Origin of the sequence: Planobacterium oryzisoli (assembly GCF_015354315.1) — a bacterium.
In the GTDB taxonomy this organism is placed as follows: Bacteria; Bacteroidota; Bacteroidia; order Flavobacteriales; family Weeksellaceae; genus Planobacterium_A; species Planobacterium_A oryzisoli.
Genome location: NZ_JADKYY010000009.1, coordinates 51,180 through 73,806, shown reverse-complemented (window position 1 = coordinate 73,806; position 22,627 = coordinate 51,180). Strand labels below are relative to the sequence as shown.

At 40.0% G+C, this 22,627-nt stretch carries 23 protein-coding genes; 5 read left to right on the top strand and 18 right to left on the bottom strand.

The annotated features are described in order from the left end of the window. Positions 1-177 precede the first annotated feature (177 nt). Entirely contained in the window at positions 178-939 is a 762-nt protein-coding gene (rpsB, locus tag IC612_RS07965; protein WP_194739657.1) for a 30S ribosomal protein S2, read from the top strand. Between the two features lie 61 nt (positions 940-1,000). Here rpsB and trmB read toward each other — a convergent pair whose 3' ends face one another. The 13 genes from trmB to pdxA all read right to left on the bottom strand — a co-directional run bounded on the left by trmB (position 1,001) and on the right by pdxA (position 13,372). Next, positions 1,001-1,684, bottom strand: coding sequence for a tRNA (guanosine(46)-N7)-methyltransferase TrmB (trmB, locus tag IC612_RS07960; RefSeq protein WP_194739656.1), 684 nt, complete (start codon positions 1,682-1,684; stop codon positions 1,001-1,003). Positions 1,685-1,724: 40 nt separating this feature from the next. Continuing rightward, complete coding sequence (locus IC612_RS07955; RefSeq protein ID WP_194739655.1) at positions 1,725-2,516, bottom strand: hypothetical protein; 792 nt, start codon at positions 2,514-2,516, stop codon at positions 1,725-1,727. A 160-nt stretch (positions 2,517-2,676) separates the two neighbouring features. Then, positions 2,677-3,501, bottom strand: a complete 825-nt coding sequence (gene tsf / locus IC612_RS07950; RefSeq protein WP_194739654.1) for a translation elongation factor Ts — start codon at positions 3,499-3,501, stop codon at positions 2,677-2,679. 161 nt (positions 3,502-3,662) lie between these two features. Beyond that, complete coding sequence (locus tag IC612_RS07945; RefSeq protein WP_194739653.1) at positions 3,663-4,619, bottom strand: acetyl-CoA carboxylase carboxyltransferase subunit alpha; 957 nt, start codon at positions 4,617-4,619, stop codon at positions 3,663-3,665. Between the two features lie 34 nt (positions 4,620-4,653). Then, positions 4,654-6,177 (bottom strand): glutamate--tRNA ligase, encoded by a 1,524-nt coding sequence (gene gltX, locus IC612_RS07940; protein WP_194739652.1) that lies wholly within the window; start codon positions 6,175-6,177, stop codon positions 4,654-4,656. 76 nt (positions 6,178-6,253) lie between these two features. Then, positions 6,254-7,270 (bottom strand): hypothetical protein, encoded by a 1,017-nt coding sequence (locus IC612_RS07935; RefSeq protein ID WP_194739651.1) that lies wholly within the window; start codon positions 7,268-7,270, stop codon positions 6,254-6,256. Continuing rightward, entirely contained in the window at positions 7,236-8,009 is a 774-nt protein-coding gene (locus tag IC612_RS07930) for a glycosyltransferase family 2 protein (RefSeq protein ID WP_194739650.1), read from the bottom strand. The genes IC612_RS07935 and IC612_RS07930 overlap by 35 nt, the downstream gene beginning before the upstream one ends. After that, the gene (rocD, locus tag IC612_RS07925; protein WP_194739649.1) at positions 8,009-9,262 is read right to left on the bottom strand and encodes an ornithine--oxo-acid transaminase; all 1,254 of its coding nucleotides are present in this window, start codon (positions 9,260-9,262) and stop codon (positions 8,009-8,011) included. Before rocD ends, IC612_RS07930 begins: the two co-directional genes overlap by 1 nt. 69 nt (positions 9,263-9,331) lie before the next feature. Further along, complete coding sequence (gene accC / locus IC612_RS07920) at positions 9,332-10,684, bottom strand: acetyl-CoA carboxylase biotin carboxylase subunit (RefSeq protein ID WP_194739648.1); 1,353 nt, start codon at positions 10,682-10,684, stop codon at positions 9,332-9,334. Positions 10,685-10,751: 67 nt separating this feature from the next. Further along, positions 10,752-11,240 (bottom strand): acetyl-CoA carboxylase biotin carboxyl carrier protein, encoded by a 489-nt coding sequence (gene accB, locus IC612_RS07915; protein ID WP_194739647.1) that lies wholly within the window; start codon positions 11,238-11,240, stop codon positions 10,752-10,754. A 108-nt stretch (positions 11,241-11,348) separates the two neighbouring features. Then, complete coding sequence (gene rpmF / locus IC612_RS07910; RefSeq protein WP_194739646.1) at positions 11,349-11,552, bottom strand: 50S ribosomal protein L32; 204 nt, start codon at positions 11,550-11,552, stop codon at positions 11,349-11,351. Between the two features lie 71 nt (positions 11,553-11,623). Continuing rightward, a complete protein-coding gene (locus tag IC612_RS07905; protein ID WP_194739645.1) occupies positions 11,624-12,169 on the bottom strand; it encodes a YceD family protein in 546 nt (181 codons plus the stop codon). 120 nt (positions 12,170-12,289) lie between these two features. Further along, positions 12,290-13,372, bottom strand: a complete 1,083-nt coding sequence (pdxA, locus tag IC612_RS07900) for a 4-hydroxythreonine-4-phosphate dehydrogenase PdxA (protein WP_194739644.1) — start codon at positions 13,370-13,372, stop codon at positions 12,290-12,292. Positions 13,373-13,431: 59 nt separating this feature from the next. On the opposite strand from pdxA, the gene IC612_RS07895 reads away from it, so the two are divergent. Genes IC612_RS07895 through IC612_RS07885 form a run of 3 tightly spaced genes read left to right on the top strand, consistent with a single transcriptional unit; the run spans position 13,432 to position 16,176 of the window. Next, positions 13,432-14,028 carry a riboflavin synthase gene (locus IC612_RS07895; protein WP_194739643.1) on the top strand — a complete coding sequence of 199 codons (597 nt, stop codon included), beginning with the start codon at positions 13,432-13,434 and terminating at the stop codon, positions 14,026-14,028. Further along, positions 14,015-15,469, top strand: coding sequence for a sensor histidine kinase (locus tag IC612_RS07890; protein ID WP_194739642.1), 1,455 nt, complete (start codon positions 14,015-14,017; stop codon positions 15,467-15,469). The genes IC612_RS07895 and IC612_RS07890 overlap by 14 nt, the downstream gene beginning before the upstream one ends. Before the next feature lie 53 nt (positions 15,470-15,522). Continuing rightward, positions 15,523-16,176: a tRNA1(Val) (adenine(37)-N6)-methyltransferase gene (locus IC612_RS07885; protein ID WP_194739641.1), complete on the top strand. Its 654-nt coding sequence runs from the start codon at positions 15,523-15,525 to the stop codon at positions 16,174-16,176. Positions 16,177-16,192: 16 nt separating this feature from the next. Here the strand turns inward: IC612_RS07885 and IC612_RS07880 are convergent, their stop codons facing one another. Both IC612_RS07880 and rpmH read right to left on the bottom strand, forming a co-directional pair. Then, complete coding sequence (locus IC612_RS07880) at positions 16,193-16,903, bottom strand: cell division ATP-binding protein FtsE (protein ID WP_194739640.1); 711 nt, start codon at positions 16,901-16,903, stop codon at positions 16,193-16,195. A gap of 137 nt (positions 16,904-17,040) precedes the next feature. Then, positions 17,041-17,199, bottom strand: a complete 159-nt coding sequence (rpmH, locus tag IC612_RS07875) for a 50S ribosomal protein L34 (protein ID WP_034701860.1) — start codon at positions 17,197-17,199, stop codon at positions 17,041-17,043. 212 nt (positions 17,200-17,411) lie between these two features. Here rpmH and IC612_RS07870 point away from each other — a divergent pair, with 212 nt between their 5' ends. Next, a complete protein-coding gene (locus IC612_RS07870) occupies positions 17,412-18,440 on the top strand; it encodes a DHH family phosphoesterase (RefSeq protein ID WP_194739677.1) in 1,029 nt (342 codons plus the stop codon). On the opposite strand, the gene IC612_RS07865 is transcribed toward IC612_RS07870, so the two are convergent. Genes IC612_RS07865 through tilS form a run of 3 tightly spaced genes read right to left on the bottom strand, consistent with a single transcriptional unit; the run spans position 18,437 to position 22,600 of the window. Next, on the bottom strand, positions 18,437-19,219 hold the full coding sequence (locus tag IC612_RS07865; RefSeq protein WP_194739639.1) for an alpha/beta fold hydrolase: 783 nt from the start codon (positions 19,217-19,219) through the stop codon (positions 18,437-18,439). The two genes, IC612_RS07870 and IC612_RS07865, sit on opposite strands and share 4 nt — an antisense overlap. A 5-nt stretch (positions 19,220-19,224) precedes the next feature. Beyond that, a complete protein-coding gene (locus tag IC612_RS07860; RefSeq protein WP_194739638.1) occupies positions 19,225-21,297 on the bottom strand; it encodes a cytochrome c biogenesis protein CcdA in 2,073 nt (690 codons plus the stop codon). Further along, the gene (tilS, locus tag IC612_RS07855) at positions 21,287-22,600 is read right to left on the bottom strand and encodes a tRNA lysidine(34) synthetase TilS (protein WP_194739637.1); all 1,314 of its coding nucleotides are present in this window, start codon (positions 22,598-22,600) and stop codon (positions 21,287-21,289) included. Before tilS ends, IC612_RS07860 begins: the two co-directional genes overlap by 11 nt. Positions 22,601-22,627: the final 27 nt, after the last annotated feature.

Here is a 22,627-nt window from a genome sequence, read left to right as displayed (position 1 = left end):
TAATTTCTCTTTGCAGATCGCTAAGAGAGCCAAACTATTTATTAACCCGTTGGAATGCAGTCTTAGGACAATTCTGACAACCTATGCCCCGTTTAGTTTAGCACCCAAACTCTTCTCCCATCTAAAGGAGAGTTGATTGCGAAAAGGCGGAACGTAAACTAAAAACAAAAAAGAGACATGGCAAGAGCAAATGTTAAAGACCTTTTAGAGGCAGGTGTTCATTTCGGTCACATGACTAGAAAGTGGAACCCAAATATGGCTCCATATATTTTTATGGAGAAGAACGGTATTCACATCGTTGATTTACATAAAACAGCTGTTAAATTGGATGAAGCTTGTGCAGCACTGGAGAAAATCACTTCAGCCGGCAAGAAGATCCTTTTTGTAGCAACTAAAAAACAGGCTAAAGAAGTTGTAGCAAAGCATGCTGCAGAACTTAATATGCCCTATATTACAGAAAGATGGCCAGGTGGTATGTTAACCAACTTCGTTACTATTAGAAAGGCGGTAAAGAAGATGAACCACATTGACAAAATGAAGAAGGACGGTACGTTCGAAACTTTGTCTAAAAAGGAAAGACTTCAGGTGGACAGACAGAGAGCTAACCTAGAGAAAAACCTTGGTTCAATAGCGGACATGGTGCGTCTTCCTTCTGCAATTTTTGTGGTGGATATTATGAGAGAGCACATTGCAGTGACAGAGGCTAAAAAGCTTGGAATTCCTGTATTTGCTATTGTAGATACTAATTCTGATCCAAGAAAGGTAGACTTCGTGATTCCTGGGAATGATGATGCATCAAAATCCATTGATATGATTCTTTCTGTAGTTTCTGAAGCTATTAAAGACGGTCAGTCACAAAGAAAAGCAGATAAAGAAAAATCTAAAGAAGAAGGTGAAAAAGTATCCGCAGAGGCAGATGCTGATTTCGATAACGAATAATCTAAAGTTTAGAATAGTAAAAGAGAGTTGTCTTTTGGGCAACTCTCTTTTTTTTTTGAACTTATTGGCGAAGTCTGAATTGTAAATAAGTTATAGTTTTACCTTTACTGGAAAACAGCTGTTCGTAGTGGGTCTGTATATCCCTTAGAAGGGGAGTGTCTGGATTGTACTCTGGAGCACCGTAGATATCGTGGTGGGCGGTGAGGATTTCGTGTCCAAGACCCTGTAAGAGCCCTAATGTATATCCGTGTAGAAATTCAGAATCGGTTTTTAGATGTATCGAACCAGAAGGTTTCAGGACCTTTTTGTAAAGCTGTAGAAAATCCGGGTTGGTAAGACGGTGTTTTGTGCGTCGGTATTTTATTTGCGGGTCCGGAAAAGTAATCCATATTTCATCTACTTCTTGAGTATCGAAGAAAGAATCCAGCAGCTCTATTTGTGTACGAAGGAAAGCTGCATTCAATAGTGCATTTTCATGTGCCTCCTTAGCCCCAAACCAAAAGCGTGCGCCTTTGATGTCAATTCCTATAAAATTCTTGTTGGGGAATGAATTTGCAAGTCCTACAGTGTATTCACCTTTCCCACAACCTAGTTCAAGAACTATTGGATTTGAATTTTTAAAAACCTTTTCTCTCCATTTTCCTTTAAGATTATAGCCCTCTAGGGCTTCACCTCTTGTTGGTTGGTACACATTAGGAAGTATCTTGTTTTCTGCAAATCGTGCAAGCTTATTTTTCTTACCCATATTGAAATTTTAAGTGGCAAAGGTAAGGAGATTCCGGGGATTAGGACTTGGTTACTTCGGATAAACTCGAGTCTCTTAAACGCTTATGGTAAATAGGCAGATACTTCTCCAAGGATGGTTGCGTCGCCTCGAAGTTCTTGGTTTCTAAATAGGGTAGAAGATTCTCAGATGAATAAACAAATTGAAGGAAATTATCAATCATGTGGACGGGTATTTTAAGCTTAATAAAGTACTCATCACCATAATACTGTCTAAGAGCACGTAATGCTTTCATCATTTTCTCAAATTCGTATAGGCGCTGTTTCTTCTTTCGTTCTCCGGAAAGCACATCATATATTCCTTCAATGCTGAAAGAGACTCCTCCCCCCTGCAAGCCTGCAATTGGTTCTAAGCCCGCGTCTGCTTTTGGCTTGGGGCCAGGTAGTCCAATTATGCTAGCAACTTCCATCTTTTTATCGTTCTCTTTTATGGTCAGGACATCTTGACGAAGATTACCTGAGGGTTTCCAGCGTATTACTACTTCTTCGATTTCGTGGTAGCTCGGTTTGAGCTCAATGAAGTTCAATTTATTGTCCAGCATTTGCTGGGTTAACCTTACATCGTGTCGGTCGGAGAGAATCGAAGTAAATCGTACTACATCTCCAAAGCTGGCGGGTATATTAAATTCTCCATTGTAATTCGATAGGACGGTCTTCTGAGTAGTTAGATTCGTCACATAGACTTGATTGAGATATAAGGAAGCGTTTTCTCTCATAAATACTTGTCCAGAATACATCTGTGCGAATCCTTGGTTGAAGACAATGAGTAGTAGCAGAACTAAATGGCGAATCATATTGATGCAAAAATACTACTTATCCGTTGTCCGTAGGCTGGAGAGTAAGAAGCAACATCGTTAAACTTCATTAAATTAATTAGGTACAATGTTAATATTCTAATAAAAAAATCCCTGCAAGGTTGGCCTGCAGGGATTAACAACTTATAATACTGTATAATTAAGTAAGTGATACTCTCACAAATCCTAATACTTTTAAATCTGCATTCACTGATTTTACGTAGTCTGCTACAGATTGCTGACCGTCTTTTATAAAGGCTTGGTGTACAAGAGTGTTGTCTTTATAGAATCTCTGCATCTTACCTTTAAGGATGTTTTCAATGATGTTTTCTGGCTTCCCTTCTTTAATTAGTAATTCTTTCTCAATTTCTAATTCTTTGTCAATAGTCTCTTGAGAAACTTGTGTTTCATCCAATGCAATAGGATTCATCGCAGCAACCTGCATAGACACAGATTTAGCTACCTCTTCAGCTCCTTCTACATTTTCAGACAATGAGGTGATAGCAGCAATTTTATTTCCTGCGTGGATGTAGGCACCTAGGAAAGGACCTTGAATAGTTTCGAATGCTCCGATTTCAATTTTTTCACCGATAACTCCTGTCTGTTCTGTTAACTTTTCCGCAACGCTTATGCCATTAAAATCAGACGCTAAAAATTCCTCTTTGTTAGAGAAGTTAAGAGCTTGCTGCGCCAACTGTTGTGCTAGGTCTATGAAATCTTGGTTTTTAGCTACGAAATCGGTTTCGCAGTTTAGAGATATAATTGCTCCTAAGGTATTGTCTGCATTGACTTTTGCAATTACAGCTCCTTCGGTAGATTCTCTGTCTGCTCTATTAGCTGCAACCTTTTGGCCTTTCTTTCTTAGGATTTCAATTGCTTTGTCAAAATCGCCTTCAGCTTCTACTAGAGCTTTTTTGCAATCCATCATTCCGGCACCGGTGGTGTTTCTAAGTTTTGCTACATCTGCAGCGACTGGTGTATACATATTGTCAATTTTTTATTTAACCTTACTGTTTGAATCTGTTTTGATTTTCGAGTTGCAAAGATAAGAAATAATATGCAAAAATTATTTGCATTAGTACTCCACATAGAAGTATGTGTTTAGGGGTTATGCAAAAAAAAGCTGGAATAAATCCAGCTTTAGTACTAACCTTTCCACTCACCCATCTGGATGAATTTTTCCTGTCTTTCGTGTACGAGTTCCTTGACAGATTTGGATTTTAAAATTTGTATCTCTCTTAAAATTGAATGCTTTACATTCATGTATGCTTCGGATGGGTTGTATTGCGCACCGCCCAAAGGCTCATCTATGATTCCGTCGATGATTTTATTTTTGAGCATGTCCTTTGGTGTCAGTTTTAAAGCCCCTGCAGCATCTTCTTTATGGTCCCAATTGCGCCAAAGTATCGACGAGCAACTTTCGGGTGCTATAACCGAATACCAGGTGTATTGAAGCATAAAAACCTTATTACCTACTCCTATACCCAACGCACCTCCACTAGCTCCTTCACCAATCACATAGGTTAGTATTGGGGTTTTAAGTTGGACCATTTCAAAAATGTTGCGGGCGATAGCTTCCCCTTGCCCTCTTTCCTCTGCTTCCAACCCGGGATATGCTCCTGGCGTGTCTAAAAAGGTTACGACAGGTATCTGGAATTTTTCCGCCAGTTTCATAAGGCGTAGCGCTTTTCTATACCCTTCAGGGTTAGGCATTCCAAAGCGTCTCTGTTGACGCTCTTTTGTTGTTCTCCCTTTTTGGGTGCCTATTAGCATCACCGAGTTTCCGTCGATTGTGGCCAGCCCACCTACCATTGCTTTGTCATCAGCGAAAGACCGATCTCCATGAAGTTCCAAAAAACTTCCTTTATCTGCAATTCCCTGAATGAAATCCAATGTATAGGGTCTGTCCGGATGTCTGGAAAGCTGTACCGTTTGCCAAGGAGTTAGGTTGCCGTATATTTCTTGTTTTTTCTCAGCGATTTTAGTCTCGATCTGACTGCAGGCCAATTTCACATCTACGCCGCTTTCTTCACCTACAAGCGCGCATGCCTGGTACTGATCCATTAGCTCTTTTATCGGCTGTTCAAATTCTAGATATTCCATTTATTATTATAATAGATGCTCCAAATTTAGTGATTTATGCCGATAATGTAGGTATATTATTCACCGCATTACGTATGCGACTAATCGATTCCTCTTTTCCAAGGACCTCTATAATATCTGGTACGTCTGGTCCTGTCAGTTCACCAACTAATGCCAACCGTAAAGGCATCATAACTTTGCCAATACCAACCCCTTCATTAGTTGCTGCAAGCTTTATTGTATCTTTTATTTCAGCAGCATTCATAGCTGTAATCTCCAATTTAAGACTTAGGTTTTCAAGGATGGAGGTACTGCTGTCACTCCACGCTTTTTGTACCGCTTTTTCGTCGTAGTAGGAGGGTGCTTTAAAAAAGAATTTACCTTCTGTGACAATATCCTTTGCATAGATGCACCGGTCTTTCATTAAGGATACAATCTTTAGTAGTTTTTCCTCTGTCAGGGGCGTATTCCCCTGTGTAATCATAGGTCGTATATCTTCTAAAACGTCTTTATCAGAGCGAAGGTGAAGATATTGTTGATTAAACCATTCCGCTTTCTCCTTGCTGAAGCGGGCTCCCGCCTTATGCAGCTTTTCAATATCAAATTCTTCGATCATTTCTGATAAGGAAAGGATTTCTTTATTGTCTGCGGGAGTCCACCCTAGCAGCGCTAGGAAGTTAATAAAAGCTTCCGGATAGTATCCTTGCTCTCGATAACCCATAGAGACCGTTCCTGATGTAGGATCTTTGAATTCTAACGGAAAGACGGGGAATCCGAATTTGTCTCCGTCCCTTTTGCTTAATTTACCTTTGCCTTCGGGTTTAAGTATAAGTGAGAGATGCGCGAATTTCGGAGGATCCCAATCAAAAGCTTCATACAGCAGTACGTGTAGTCCCATTGATGGAAGCCATTCCTCACCTCTAATTACATGAGAAATTTCCATGAGATGATCATCAATGATGTTTGCAAAATGGTACGTAGGCATTCCGTCGTTTTTTACAAGAACTTTGTCGTCTAATGTGTTGGTATTGACCGAAAATTTACCTCTGATGAGGTCCTCCAGCTGGAGAATCCTATCTACGGGCATTTTAAAACGAACTACGTAAGGTGTCTTTTGGAGTAAGAGATCACTCGTTTCTTCCTTCGAAAGTGATAAGCTATTTCTTAGTCGAGTTCTTGTAAAGTAATTGTAAGCGAAAACTTCCCCTTTTTCTTCGTATTCTTTTCTAATCTCTTCGAGTTCCTCGGGAGTATCAAACGCTAAATAAGCAAAGTCGGTTTTAAGGATTTGCTCTGTATATTTATCATAAATAGCTCTTCTTTCGCTTTGACGGTAGGGGCCATAGGGGCCACCGTGCTTTGGACTTTCATCAGGAGTTATACCACACCATTCCAGAGCTTCCATAATGTATTCTTCTGCACCTTCCACAAACCGTTGGGAATCTGTATCTTCAATTCGAAGCACAAAGGTGCCTTTCTGTTTTTTTGCAAAAAGGTAATCGTATAAAGCCGTTCTGACGCCACCTAAGTGCAAGGGTCCTGTCGGGCTTGGTGCAAAACGCACTCTCACATTATTCATAAATTGTCTTTAATGCGCAAATTTACTAATTAATGAGTTATTGGTAGAGGTTCAGACCTACGATTTTATGTCTGTATTACTTCACGTCAGGTAGACATATTGGTGCAAAGGGAGGTATCTGTAGAACGTAATGTATCCAGTTGGTGAAGCTGTATTTCTTTTTAAGTTCTGCGTCCAATGGAATAAAGGGTTTTTGTAGAAACTCTGCTATGGCGTCCATATTATTCTCATTAAATACAAATATGTTATTCTCATTATAGAAATCATAATTTCTTACCGAAGCGTTATTTGTGAGAATTTTCTTACCCGAGCCAATTGCTTCAAATATGCGGAATGAGAGCCCCTGATGCTTGTTGTTTAAAAAATCAATTAATACAGCAGCATTTTGCATGTGATTGAGGTTTTCTTCAAAGCTTAGGGGAGTGGAGAGGAATGTAGCCCCACAATCTATGTAAGACAAGTGCTTTCCTGAGTTTCTTGTTAGAAGGTAAATTTGCGGCTCATAGCCAGCACGCTTTATTTCACTTATTATTTTTTTTAAGAACGGTGCGCGTGATTCTAAAAAGGTTCCTAAAAAGTATACTTTCTTTTTCGTGAAAGGAGGAGTTAGGCTCGATTTGTAATCAAAGTAGAAATTGGTTAAGGGATGATGGATGGGTGAGACGTCTGCAGGGTCAAAAACATAGAAGCGGTCGAATAGATTATAATATTTTCGTATTTCCGGAAATATATGTAAGCCGTCCCATTGGTAACCAACCATTAACGATGTTCGTTCTTTTAGATCCTTAAGAAAATAGATTGGGTAATTGTCTGGACGAATAATTAGTGCATAATCCACTTTTTCTACCGCATTTACTTTTTTGTAAATATCCGCCTTGTAGTCATCAAAGCGAAAACGGATTTTAAGGGAACGATCATTGAAAAGCAGCTTACGTACTAAATTGTGCAGGCGCTGAAACAGATTTTTATATCTAAACTTTTGATCAAAGGAGATGTCAATTACTTTAAATCCCAAACACTCTAAATTCAGAACAATTTGATCACTTAAATCAAATGTCTTAGGTGCTCCGAGTACGATGGTTTTTTGCTTCATTTCTGCTACTAAATTGGTAGATTTTAGCTAAAGTGTAGAATTTGTAGTGGGCTTTGGTGACTGCAAAAATCAGCCCAGGTATACCATCTTGAAATCCTTTTTTCAGGAAATAAAATTTTAAGAACCGTACAAAGGGGGAAAGAATAAGACCTAATAAACTAATTTTTTTTCCTGCTCTACGTTTAACTTCTGCATCGGTGTAGGTATCTGTTTTTCTTAAAATGTCCGAGAGGGAATCGTTCGCTAAATGCTCAATGCTCAAGTCTTGTGAATTAGGAACTGTTAAGATGGAGCCATTTACTTCTGGTGTGGAATGAATATGCTCAGGCCAGTGTATGGCTTTCTTTCTAAAAAAACGAATATTATAATCCGGTGAGGCAGCATGCATGAATTTGCCCAAAAAATAGTTTCTTCTTGGAATTTTAACTGCCGCAAATTTATTTTCCTGTGCAATTTTATCTAATAATTCTTTTAGATCTTGCGATACGGTCTCGTCAGCATCTAAAAGAAGAATCCATTCGGTCTTAACTTGTGAAAGAAGAAAATTTCGGGCAGGTTCTACATATCCTGTCCGCTCGTGATAGATTACTCTTGCGCCAAACGCTTTAGCAATCTCCACAGTACGATCTGTGCTATACATGTCGCATATTACTACTTCTTGGCAATCCGCTACAGATTGCAATACATCTGCCAGCCAATGTTCAGCATTTAATGTATTAATTGCGACTGAGAAATTCATTACGATTTGAATTCTAAAATGGTCTCCTTTAATATTGTAAGGCATTCGAGCATCTGTTCTTCATTCATAACTAATGGTGGCGCCAGTCGAATGATGTTGCCATGTGTTGGTTTTGCAAGAAGTCCTTTCTCTTTCAATTGTAGACACAAATTCCATGCTGTTGGTGAATCTTGGCTGTCATTTATCAAGATCGCATTGAGTAACCCTTTGCCACGTACACCATGAATCAAATCGGTCTGTTCAATTATTTTTTGCATCTCCTGGCGAAACATAGTTCCAAGATGCTCAGCTCTCTCTGCGAGATTTTCTTCTATTACTACTTCTAGTGCAGCTATTGCAACGGCGCAAGCTAAAGGATTGCCTCCAAATGTAGAACCGTGTTGTCCGGGATGGATTACGTCCATTACATTGTTATTCGCAAGAACGGCAGAGACGGGATACATACCACCGGAAAGTGCTTTGCCGAGGATTAAAATGTCTGGATGGACTTTTTCGTGATGGCAAGCAAGAAGTTTACCTGTACGGGCTATACCTGTTTGCACCTCATCCGCTATAAAAAGCACATTGTATTTATCACACAGCTCCTTGGCGCTGGACAAGTATCCTGAATCCGGAACAAATACTCCTGCTTCACCTTGAATGGGTTCTACCAGAAACGCAGCAATATTCGAGCCTTCGCTCTTTAATACCAATTCAAGTTCTGAAATGTCATTATAAGGGATACGTACGAATCCCTGCGTGTACGGGCCAAAATTATCATGAGCATCAGGGTCGTTGGAAAAGGATATTATAGTGGTGGTCCTACCGTGGAAGTTGTTTTCACATACAATGATTTTAGCCTGATTTCCTTGGATTTTCTTTACCTCATATCCCCATTTTCTCGCAAGCTTAAGTGCAGTTTCCACCGCTTCTGCGCCAGAGTTCATTGGGAGTACTTTATCAAATCCGAAAAGTTTAGTTATTTTCTCTTCGTATTGGCCCAGTAAAGAATTGTAGAATGCTCTTGAGGTAAGCGCTAGTGTTTGGGCCTGATGAGTGAGTGCTGAGACAATTTTTGGATGCGAATGGCCTTGGTTCACTGCAGAATACGCAGATAGGAAATCAAAGTACCTCTTACCTTCCACGTCCCATACGTAAACGCCTTCTCCACGCTCAAGTACTACAGGAAGCGGATGATAATTATGTGCCCCGTATTTGTTTTCGAGGTCAATAAAATATTGGCTGTTGCGTTTTTCTGTCTGTGGATTGCTCATCACTGTTTTTTTTCAAAAGTATTAAATAAAATAGAAAGACTAAAAAAAACCGCCTGGTGGCGGTCTGTATTACATTTCGTAGCTTTTATCCATTACGAAGGTCTCCATGAATTTAGTGGTGTAATTCCCAGATACAAAATCAGGATCGTCCATTAATTGTCTATGGAAAGGAATCGTGGTTTTTATACCTTCTATGTAAAATTCATCTAGTGCGCGTTTCATTTTAGCTATAGCTTCTTCTCTGGACTGGGCCGTAGTGATAAGTTTAGCTATCATTGAGTCGTAATTAGACGGGATTGAATATCCCGAATATACATGTGTGTCCACACGTACTCCATGTCCTCCGGGTATGTTCAGCCCGGTTATTTTTCCTGGACTTGGTCTAAAGTCATTATAGGGATCCTCCGCATTAACTCTGCACTCTATTGAATGGAGTTTTGGGAAGTGATTCTTTCCTTCAATAGGAGTACCAGCAGCAAGAAGTATCTGTTCTTTTATCAAATCGTAATCGATTACCTGCTCGGTAATAGGATGTTCAACCTGGATTCTGGTATTCATTTCCATGAAATAGAAATTACGGTGCTTATCTACCAAAAATTCAATCGTTCCTACTCCTTCGTAACCAATGTACTCAGCAGCTTTAACTGCAGCATTACCCATCTGCTCACGCAATTCTTCCGTCATAAAAGGAGAGGGGGTTTCTTCAACCAGCTTCTGATTTCTTCTTTGTACAGAACAATCCCTTTCAGATAAATGGCATGCTTTTCCGTACTGGTCACCCGCAATTTGAATTTCTATGTGGCGCGGCTCTTCGATGAGTTTTTCCATATACATTCCGCCGTTTCCGAAAGCGGCCACTGCCTCTTGAATAGCGGAATCCCAATGCTCCTTTAGCTCTTCAGCTTTCCAAACAGCTCTCATACCTTTTCCACCGCCTCCAGCAGTTGCTTTAATCATCACTGGATAACCGATTTCTTCGGCTGTTTTTGCCGCTTCCTCGTAAGAATCAATTAACCCCTCAGAGCCTGGTACACAAGGTACTCCTGCAGCTTTCATGGTAGCTTTAGCGTTTGCTTTGTCTCCCATCTTTTCTATCTGCTCTGGAGTGGCACCAATAAATTTGATCCCATTCTTTTGACATATTCTAGAGAAATTTGAATTTTCTGAAAGAAATCCATACCCCGGATGAATAGCGTCTGCATTGGTTATTTCAGCCGCTGAAATGATATTTGGAATCTTCAAATACGAGTCTTTACTCATAGCTGGTCCGATGCAAACTGCTTCATCTGCAAAACGAACATGAAGACTGTCTTTATCGGCAGTAGAATATACGGCGACCGTCTTGATTCCCATTTCTTTACAGGTGCGTAGTATACGCATGGCAATTTCTCCTCTATTGGCGATTAATATTTTTTTAAACATTAAAAAAGTAATTTCAGATTAAAAATAGTTTGCAAGACCTCGTACTAACGTGACCAGTCGCTCAAAATTAAGAAGGATCAACTAAGAATAAAGGTTGGTCGTATTCCACTGGTGTAGCGTCGTCAACCAATATTTTAACAATTTTACCAGACACTTCAGATTCAATTTGATTGAAAAGTTTCATCGCCTCAATCACACATACTACTTTACCTTCGGTAACTGAATCCCCTACATTGACGAAAACATCTTTATCTGGGGCAGGTTTACGGTAGAATGTTCCAATCATTGGCGATTTTATCGTAATGTATTTTCCCTCATCATTATCTTCCGCAGAAGAGGGCGCGGATGGAGCTGGTGCATTGGAAGTACTTTGTGACGGCGCAGTGCTTTGCTGCATAGGCTGCGCAAATACAGGTTGCGGTCCGTACGAAATCGTTTCCTGCGCGCCTAGAGGTGTCTTGATAGTAATCTCAAAGTCTTTGGTTTTGTATTTGACCTCCGATACATCCGATTTAGACACGAACTTAATTAGATTTTGTATGTCTTTAATGTCCATAATTTGTTATTTGAATATTCTCCAAAAATACAAAAAAACAACAAAAAACCACTTGATTTTATTAAAATCGAGTGGTTTTTTGTATAATTTGATTGAAAAATACGTTTTCTAGTTTTCTTCAGTTGTTTCAGTCTCTTTTTCCATTACTACCTTTCCACGGTAGTAAAGTTTGCCTTCATGCCAGTGTGCTCTGTGGTAAAGATGCAATTCGCCTGATGCAGCATCTTTCGCAAGTTGAGGAACTTCTGCTTTGTAATGGGTTCTTCTCTTGTCTCTTCTTGTACTTGACTGTCTTCTTTTTGGATGTGCCATTTCTAATTATTTTTTAATTGATGAGTGATGAGAGACTTCCGATCATCTCATCCATTTAAAATAGTTTAAATCTAATTTTTGTCTTTTAATTTTTTTAACACGTCCCACCGCGGATCAACAGGTTCTGTTGTGGTCTCTGGGGATTCTTCCTCGTTGCTAGCAGGTAGCTGTACACTAAATTTTTCCAACAACTCCAGATCTTCTGCACTCACCATTGGTGATATTTTCTTCATAGGGATTGCAAGAACCACATTTTCGTAAACCAGCTGTGCTACATTGAAAGCGTGGGATGATTCGGGAATGGTTATCACTTCTTCCTGACTGTCATCGTAGTGGGGTCCAAATTTTACTAATGTTCGGATCTCGTTTTCAATCGCATGCACAAAAGGCTCTGAGGTAATATCGCAAACCAATGTGACTGTACCAGTGATTTTAATCCATAGTTCCAGAAAAGTGGTGTGCTTTTCTAGAAGAATGTGGGCTTCAATTTGAGGATTTGTAAAATCCCGCTCCGTGTCAAAAAGTTCAAAGAACGACTCTTTAATCTCAAATTGGAATTCGTGTTTTCCATTTTTTAGTCCGGAAAATACTACATCGTAGTTTTTAAACTTGTCCATAAATTGAGGTTGCAAAAATATGCATTTATTTCTAAATAGCAAATTTATTTAATATTTAATATATGTCTGCAAGGCCTTTGTAATTAGACTCTTACTTTTATAGAAGGTGTGTGCTTCACGCTAGTTACGTGGTAAGTCCTCGTCCATTCCTTCTCGTCCGTTCGTTTTACGAGGCACTAGCCTATGTTCTCTTAAATTATTGTATTCTTTTCTGTTATTGTATATTTTAATTGCAGTGAATATTGCTTCGTTCATGCTTGTGGCATCAGCGAGGTCTTTACCAGCAATGTCATATGCCACGCCGTGGTCAGGCGAAGTGCGTACTATCGGTAGGCCTGCACTATAGTTAACACCCTTCTCATAAGCCAATGTTTTGAAAGGAGTTAAGCCTTGGTCGTGATACATGGCCAGCACTGCATCGTATTTACTATGATTTGACGGTTGAAAGAAGCTGTCGGCGGGAAATGGTCCAAATGCCAAAATACCATTGTCAGCTACCTCTTTAATCGCAGGTTGAATTACCTCCAATTCCTCTGTTCCAATCGTGCCACCGTCGCCACTGTGAGGGTTCAGTCCCAGCACTGCAATCTTAGGGCGGGGGATTTGAAAATCTTCTATTAAGGTTTGATTAAGCTGTTTAATGGTAGTCTTTAGTTGTTCTTTTGTAATTTGCTCAGGAACCTGCCTTAAGGGGATATGATGCGTTAGAACTGCTACTTTCAAGTCCTCGGATACTAGAAACATCAATCCTTTTTTCTTGAATCTTTCTTCTAAATAGCCGGTATGGCCAGGATGAGAGAAACCTTCTTTGATCATTTCGTCCTTGTTGATCGGTGCGGTTACTAAGACATCAATATCCTTGGCTTCAAGTGCGCTGGTTGCTGCCTCAAGAGAATCTATTGCAAATTTTGTGGACTCGCTGGTGGGAGCTCCAAAGGTTACATTTGAACTCTCTTTGGAGATGTTCACTAGATTTATTTTACCCTCAACGGCCTCCGCCGCACTATTTATGTAATGAAAATTGGTCTGAAGTTTGAAGATGTTTTTTTGAAATGTAAAGAGCTTGCCTGAGCCAAAGACAATAGGTGTGTAAAATTCGGCAATAGATTTATCACTAAGTGCCTTTAAAATTATTTCAGGTCCAATGCCGTTGAAATCCCCAACTGATATACCCACTTTGACCAACGCCTGTTTAGAACTCATTGTTTATTGTTATCTTTGATGAACATTATTAAATATACAAAATTAACAAAAAGAACTATATGTTTACCGGAATAATTGAGGCAATTGGTGAAGTACAACAAATTACAAAGGAAGGATCCAATGTGCATATTAAACTGAATGCACCTTTTTCCAATGAACTAAAAATTGATCAAAGTATTGCGCATAATGGATGCTGTTTGACTGTGGTGGAGCTTAATGGAGATGAATATACGGTGACCGCTATAGAGGAGACGCTTGAGAAGACGAATTTAAAGGAGTGGGTAAATGGAACATTGGTTAACCTGGAAAGGTGTGTTCCACTTGGTGGTAGATTGGACGGTCATATTGTTCAAGGGCATATTGATTTGACAGGAAAAGTTAAATCAATAGAGGATTTAGAAGGTAGTTATATTGTTACTATTGCCTATGAGTCCCCTAAGTTTCAAACAGTGGCGCAGGGCTCTGTCACAGTGAATGGTATTAGTCTGACTGTGGCACAAAGCGGAGATAATGAATTTGCGGTTGCCATTATTCCCTACACATGGAAGCATACCAATATGCACACATTAAAAGTGGGTGATAGGGTCAATATTGAATTTGATATTATAGGAAAATATGTAGCAAAACTAATGTCGGTTGGGAATGTCGCTGAATAGATACCGTGGATATAGTTTAAGAAACCGAATATTTTGGGGTTTTGTTGCAATCTGCTTATTAAGTGTTGTATCCTCTACTCTTGTGTCCTACCTGCAGTTAAAGAACAATGCAAAGGAACAAAGCCGAACCGACCAGCAGCGTAAGTCAGATGCTCTTATGGCATCTCTTGATTACGCCGTAAGTCATGAACAGATTCAGTCTGAGGACTTACCTGAAGTGCTTTCTAATAAAATTTTTGAAATCTCTGACATCAACAAGGCGGATGTTATTATCTACGACTTGAAAGGGCGCTATTTAATTTCCAACAAGCAACCGGAACAGATAACCGTAAAATCACTTCCAATTTCCCTCATCAATGATGTGTTGGGAACAGACAAACGTTTGGATATAAATACCTATGATGCAGCACTGGAAGCCAATGTGGTATCGTCCTACATGGTGCTCAAGAACAATACACTGGAACCCATCGGAATTGTGCACTTTCCCTACTACCACAGCGACTCATCCTACTTTAGGGTTTTTGATAGTTATGTTCGCAAAATTGTTCTCGTTAATTTATTACTAATCGCTATTTCTATCTATATAAGCCTACACATATCGCGACACTTAACCAATACCCTTACAAAATTCTCCGAACTTATCAATAGACTAACTCTCTTTGATAAAGACATGAAGCCTATTCGCTACTACAAGAACGACGAACTTAGTTCCTTAGTTAAATCCTATAACAAGATGATCCTGCAGATTCAGGATCAAAAAGAGCGTCTTAGTTTCACTGAAAAAGAGCAGGCTTGGAGAGAAATGGCAAAGCAAGTAGCACATGAAGTAAAGAATCCGCTCACTCCAATGAAGCTAACCATTCAGAATTTCAAGAGAAAGTTTGATCCGAATGATCCAGATATTACAGAGCGGGTTCACCGAATGAGTGACTCGGTTGTAGAGCAGATCGATTTGATTGCTACGGTAGCCTCAGCATTCTCTCAATTTGCGCAGCTCCCAGAGAAGCATAATGAGATTTTCAACTTGAATAAAGAAATAGCAAGTATTGTACGGATATTCAACGATGATAATATATTTGTGCATTCTAATAGGGAAGACATTCAAATAATGATGGATAAGATTTATTTGAATCGTATTATCACTAATTTAATAACCAATGCCAGACAAGCTACGGCAAGTGGTCGCGAATCCATCATAAACGTAGATATTGAGCAGGTTCAAAAACGGGTCACGATTTCTGTCGAGGACAACGGAGTGGGTATTGCCGAAGATATGTACGACAGGATTTTTGAACCCAATTTCACATCTAAGAGTTCCGGAATGGGTCTAGGTTTGACGATGGTAAGAAAAATGGTTGAAGAGTACAAAGGGGATATTTCCGTAAAGTCCGAACTGGGAAAAGGAACCAAGTTTACAATTACCCTTCCCACTAATATATGATAAAGCCCTTTAGGTTTAAAAAATTTACAATTTCACAAAGTAGGTCGGTATTCATGGTAGGGACCGACGCAGTTCTTCTAGGAGCACTTACTCAAGGATCAGATAATTGCACTGAAATATTGGAAGTCGGTACGGGTACAGGCGTTGTGTCGCTAATGTTGGCCCAAAGGTACTCTTCTGCGCGCATTACAGCTGTCGAAATTGATTCTGAGGCATTTAATCTGGCACAAAAGAACTTTACACAAAGTCAATTTAGTCCACAACTAAGAGTCTTGAATAAAGATGTACGTTCCTATCGCACGGATAAAAAGTATGATCTTGTGGTTTGTAACCCACCCTATTTTGAAGTGAATTCTTCTGAGAAACATCCTGTGGCAAGGCAACAGATTTCCCTGAATTATAACGAACTGATTATCAGCGCGGGGCATCTTGTTCGTGAGGGGGGTATATTGGCAGTTATAATACCCTATATTACTTCGCAAGAATTTATTTCTTTAGCGGCAGAGCAGGGGTTTTGGCTTAAACGTCATGTTCGAATTCGTGGACGGGATGAATTACCCTATAGGCGTTCTTTACTTGAGTTTTGCTTTCTACAAGAGGTGCAGCTCGAACTGCAAGAAGATTTTACTATAGAAGCTGCGCCAAGGAGATTTTCCGAGCAATATTTGGAATTAACCAACGATTTTCACGTGTTTCCCACAATTTGATGGTGGGTAATAGAAATTATTCGAAAAGATCAGCGGTATTCATAACACTTACATGGCCGTCTTCGCATTTAATGGCTTCCCCTGGAAAGTTCTGGATCATATGGTAGTCGTGTGTGGCCATTACCACGGCACTATTATGTTCCATTGCAACGCGCTTAAGCAGTGTCATTATTTCGTTGGAAGTCTCAGGGTCTAGGTTTCCTGTGGGTTCATCGGCCAGAATCAGATCCGGGCGGTTTAAAAGAGCACGGGCAATTGCGATTCTCTGTTGCTCACCTCCGGAAAGCTCATGTGGCATTTTATGCTTCTTGCTTTTCATTCCCACACTGGCAAGGACCTCATTGATTCTTTCGTCCATTTTGGGTTTTTCTTTCCATCCAGTGGCTTCCAATACGAAGCGCAAGTTTTTTTCCACTGTTCTGTCAGAAAGCAATTGGAAATCCTGGAAAACAATACCCAGTTTACGTCGCAGATCAGGAACCTGTGATATTTTGAGATCTTTCAGATCGAATCCAGCAACGTTGCCATTTCCTTGATGCAGAGGAATGTGTCCATACAATGTTTTAAGTAGTGAACTTTTTCCCGAGCCTGTTTTGCCTATTAAGTAGCAAAAACGTCCTTTCTTAATGTTTAGGTTCACTCCAGTTAAAACGGTAAAGTTTTTCTGAGCTATTTTAGCGTTAGTTAGGCTGATGATATTATCTCCTTCGATATGGCTGTGTGGCATTACAGGTATTTTAGTAATTGTGCAGGATCAAAAGTAAAGAAAAGGGGAAACACATCCTAACTTTTGCTCAAATTTAACAACAAAAAATGCCTGAAAAATTTCTTCTTCAAGCATAGGAAATATGATAATAGATTGAATTATCTCTTAGCGCGTGCTGCACTAACGGTCAAACTCTTTCTGCCTTTAGCTCTTCTTGCAGCCAACACTCTTCTTCCGTTAGGTGTAGACATTCTTTCTCTGAAACCGTGCTTGTTTCTTTTCTTTCTTTCCGATGGCTGGAATGTTCTTTTGCTCATTTCTAATATCTTTAGTGTAAAACTCTTCTATTAATTTTAAGACTGCAAAAATACAAAATAATTTATATCGTACAAATATATATTTAAAATATTCATTCTTATCTAGTTGAATGACCTCCCAACAAGGTGCTACCAATCATTTGAAGTTGTGTAATGTCGTTTGTATGTTGGGTACGAAAATACAATAGTTTAACTTTGCATAAATGAGTACGATGTTTACACCCCAGAATTTGGATGAAATCAGGTCTCTGCTTTGTAAGGAGAACAAAGTGGTAATAGTGACCCATTATAATCCCGATGGAGATGCCATTGGTTCTTCGCTTGGCCTAAAGCATATATTACGTAATTATGGAGTGGAGGCGGATGTAGTTGTTCCCAATGATTTTCCTAAGTTTCTAAAATGGATGCCGGAGGCAAAGAAGATAACTATTGCAGATTATAAACGTAAAAAAGCAAGGGAAATACTTCAAAGTGCGGATGTATTATTCATTTTGGATTTTAATTCACCGCAGCGCAGCGGAGATTTGATGGCACCTTGGATTACAAACAGTAATTCAATTAAGATTTTAATTGATCACCATCAAATGCCTGACGCATTTGACTACGTGTATTCCGATACAACACAACCGGCAACCTGTCAAATGATTTATAATTTTGCGGATGCACTTGGTGCAAAGGAGCATATTGACCTGCAAGCAGCCCAATGTCTTTACTGTGGAATTATGACCGATACTGGAGGTTTCCGCTTCAGATCCACCTCAGCACAGACGCATAGGGTAGTAGCAGACCTTATAGAGAAAGGTGCAGAACCTTCAATGATTGCATCCAGTACATGGGACACTAACACATTATCCCGATTCAAATTACTGGGACTTATATTGGGTCGAATGGAACTTGCAGCCGATGGACAAGTAGCCATACTTACACTCACAAGAGATGAGTTACGAACTTATGGTTTTGAGAAAGGAGACACAGAAGGTTTTGTAAACTATGGTCTTAGCATACAGGGAGTAAAGATGGCTGCTTTTTTTATGGAAGATTTATACGAAGACTTTATCAAAATTTCTTTCCGCTCCAAAGACGATCTAGATGTTAATCAGTTTTCCAGGAAGCACTTTAACGGAGGGGGGCATATTAATGCCGCCGGAGGTAAATATTATAAGACGTTAGAGTCTACCGTGGCAGACTTCCAGAGGATTATAGAGGATGAGCCTTCTCTTCAAGCGAGTGACTCCGACTAAACCAACAATTCTGCATTTAGTATCCTTGCGCACTGCTCCGGAAGCTCTATATGTCCATTATGTCCGCAGGATAACAGATGGGTTCTTGCCTCAGTTGGTTCGAGTTCTAAAAGTAGCTCCTCTGAATTTATAGCAGAATCTTCTTTTCCGAGTAAAACAAGTAAATTAGATCCAAGCTGTAGAGCTATATCTCGGCGATCAGGTCTTTGCATCATCGCTTTTGTAGCGGTAATTGCACCTTGTGTGGAGGTTTGTAATGCTATTTCTTTTGCCCACTGAATGCGTTGCTCCTGCGCCTTCTTAGCATACGAACCAAAAAGGTTAGGAACTCCAAGCTCGACAAACCTGTCAAAATCCGATTTCATTACCTCCACACTTTTTTCACGTATAATTTTTTTCTCAGGGGAATCGGCTTTGTATGTAGAGAACAGCAAGGTCAGGGTGCGGATCTCTGATGCATAGGTTTCTGCTATGGCTAGGGCAATATAGCCACCCATCGAGTGGCCGATAAGGTGGAAGCGGTTTACACCAATTTCTTTTAATGTTGCATAGACCCGATGCCCCATCTCTTCTATTGTATGCTCACCTTTTTCTGTAGGGGAATTCCCGTGCCCAGGCAAATCAATTAAAATAACTCTAAATGAGGGGTCAAAAAGAGGTATAAGGTATTTCCATATGCTACTGCTTTCTAAGAATCCGTGAAGCAGTACCACATCCACAGTGCCCGTTCCCGCGACAGAATAATGCAAAGGTGGTACAGAGGCTTTGATTGGCTGCATACCGACTATTCTTTATTTTTAAAGTAACCTATACCGCAATCTAAAAAGCGCTTAAATTCTTCCTTAGACATATATCCCGATACCGGATGATTGATTACCTTACCTTCTGGGGTTACTAGCACGTAGTGCGGTTGTGAATTGTTATTGAAATTAATTTGCTGAAACATACTCCAACGGTCACCAATCGTCTTAATCCTTTTCATTTGGCCTTCACCCATGTCTACACGAAACTGTTCACTTTCAGGTAGTGCTTCTTTATCATCAACATAAAGTGAAGCAAGGATAACATCATTTTGTAGTATTGGAAGTATATCGGGCTCGCTCCATACAAATTCTTCCATTTTTCGACAGTTCTCACAGCCATAACCAGTAAAGTCTATCAAAACGGGTTTGTTCTCTTTCTTAGCGACCTCTAATGCCTCAAAGAAATCATGGATGGGATGCATTCCAAGTATCCCATCTTCTGGATTATGCGTGTAACTTACATTAAGTGGAGGTAGAATCCCTGAAAGTAACTGCAATTTCGGTCTCTCTGCAGGAAAAAGACCCTGCACCAAGTAAATGATAAAACCAAATACCAGCACACCCATTGCTTTACGGGGCGCCGAGATTTTTTGTTTTTTGTCGTCGTGTGGAAACCTTATGATTCCAAATAGGTACAAGAGTAAACCCAGTGCAATCAAAATCCATAATACAATGAATAGTTCGCGCTTGAGAAAGAACGTTTTTGATACCAAGTCTGCCTTTGACAGGAATTTTAGAGCAAGTGCAAGCTCAATAAACCCAAGTGATACTTTTACTGTATTCATCCAACCTCCTGACTTTGGTAAATTTTGTAGAGCTTGAGGGAATAAAGCCAGTAGACCAAATACCAAGGCCCAGGAGAGGCCAAAACCAGTTAATGCAAAGGTGAGTAGCATCGGAACATCCGAGGATCCGGTTACCGCACTACCTAGTAAGCTGCCTAAAATGGGTCCAGTACAAGAGAATGAGACAATGACCAGGGTAAGTGCCATAAAGAAGATGCCAATCAGACCACCAGCTTGCTCTGCCTTGGAAGATCTGTTAGCTATGGAACTAGGAAGTGTGATATCGTAATATCCGAAGAAACTTAAAGCAAAAGCAATAAATACTATGAAAAAGACAAGGTTTAGCCAAACCGAAGTGGAAATCTCATTAAAAATATTTCCAGCTATTCCGTCGACCACGTGAAAGGGAATGCTTAAAAGCACAAAGATTAGTAGAATGAAAAGTCCGTAAAGAATAGCGTCCCTTTTCCCCTTATTTTTGTCCATTGAACTCTTTGTAAAGTAGGATACTGTCAAAGGAATCATCGGAAATACACAAGGTGTTAAAAGAGCTATGAATCCACCAAGAAGTCCTAATAGCAGATACGACCAATAATTTTCGTTGTGTTCCCTTGGCGCCTCACCGCAATCCGTGAGAGGCTTTTGAAAATCTAACGAGGCTATTTTTAATTGACGGGGATCTAGTTTTTCGGCCGAGAGGTTTACACTATCTGCCGGCAAGGCAGATACTACAGTGGAGTCTATAGGGGTAACGAAACTATCAGCTTTAGTTTCCGCAGTTGCCGGTTCCACGTCTAGTTCTGGTTTCGAAACCACGGCAATTTTTCGTTCGAATTCAATGGTATTAGGAGCTAAACAGACCCTATCGTTGCAGGTTTGGTAGGTGAACTCTACTGCAATCTCTGCGGGTTTGTCTGGGGTTTTAAGGCGAAACTTTTGCTTAAAAAGCGCTTTCTTGGAGTAGTATACAATTTGTACTCCGAAAGCCTCACTGAATTCATCTATCTTTTTACCTACTTCACGTACACTTCCGATTTTCTCGATTCCTTGTGCCGAACTAAGGAGCATTTCAGTAGGAATACCAGAGTCGGGAGGGAGATCTTTTGAATAAATATGCCAACCGGGCTCGAGTACTGCTGTGATAGTAGCCTCATATTCGTTGGTGCCAAGTGTAGCGATTTCAAGACTGAGTTTTACAGGATCTTTAATCTGGCCAGTGCTAAAAGAGAATATACAAAGTAGGAATAATAGTAGTGATTTAATCTTCATTTTTAGGGGTAATTTGTAAAGCGACCGCCTCCGAACTCTCGAGGGCCAAAAACCGTCGGTCTTGTTGGAGGGGTACGATTCCAATGATTTGTTCCTTTTGATCTATCAAGACCCAATATTTTGACCGCGCTAAAATAGGGATTTTTTTATCCTTTAAGAATTTTGTTGCGTTTTTGGAGCCACTCATTCCAATAGGAAATATGCGGTCGGAGGCTTGGATCCTTCTAAACCTTAAGGGTGTATGGGATTTCTTTAAGTCAATTGTCCATTGGCAAGAGCCAAGTTCCAACGATTCGTTAAGAACTGCATCAGGTACTACAATTTTTCCGTCAATAACCTGTGCTTCCCAAGTTTGAACCGGTGCAGTATTTTCAATTGAGCGGTGGTAATAGGTGTAATGTGCGCTTTCTTTTACCAGTATAAATTCCTTGTTGCTAAATATGCTACCAGATTCCGCGCTGATGATTTTTTGATGTTCCACGGATTCTGGAAACCCTAACTTAAGTAGGATTTCTCTCTGCAAAAGAGAATGTTGACTGTCGAATTTAGCCCGGTCAAATACAATGTGCCTTGCGCCAGACTCAAGCGTTATATCCCTTAAAACTTGGGTTGCATGTTCGTCAATGAAGTTTTGATGCTGATTGAGTATATTGATTGTCTCTGTAAAACTCTGGTAAAAGTGCGTACTTAAGTTCACTAATTCAGGGATTATTTTGTTGCGCACCCTGTTTCGTAGGTAGGTGTTTTTTTGGTTGGAAAGATCTTCGCGAAATTCAATTCCTTCTGTACGAACATAAAGGTAAATGTCGTCTTTGGTAAAGTTAAGAAGGGGCCTGAGAATGTTCTCCCGTGCTGCGGGAATCCCACAAAGTCCTTTTAGTCCAGTCCCACGGGTCAAATTTATTATGAAAGTCTCTAGTTGATCGTTCAGATGGTGTGCGGTAACGATAAAATCCAAGCCTTGCCGTTTTAATACATCTTTAAAATAGTCGTAGCGCAGCTCTCTTGCCCATATTTGAATAGAGCTATTCAATGGCTTTTCGGAATCTGCTATTTCGCGTAAGTGGAAATTTATATTATGCTTAGTGCAGAAGTTCTCGACCACCTGCTGGTCTTTCTCGGATTCGATGTTCCGAAGCTTATAATTAACATGTGCTATTTGAAACTTAGCTCCAATGTTCTTAAATAAATGAGCAAGCGCCATGGAATCCGACCCTCCGCTTAACGCCAATAGAAAAGTATGGTCCTTCCACACCGGATCGAGACTGCTTATAGCCGTAAGGAAATTGGGAGAATTGAGCATGGAATTAATTTCTATACAAAGATACAA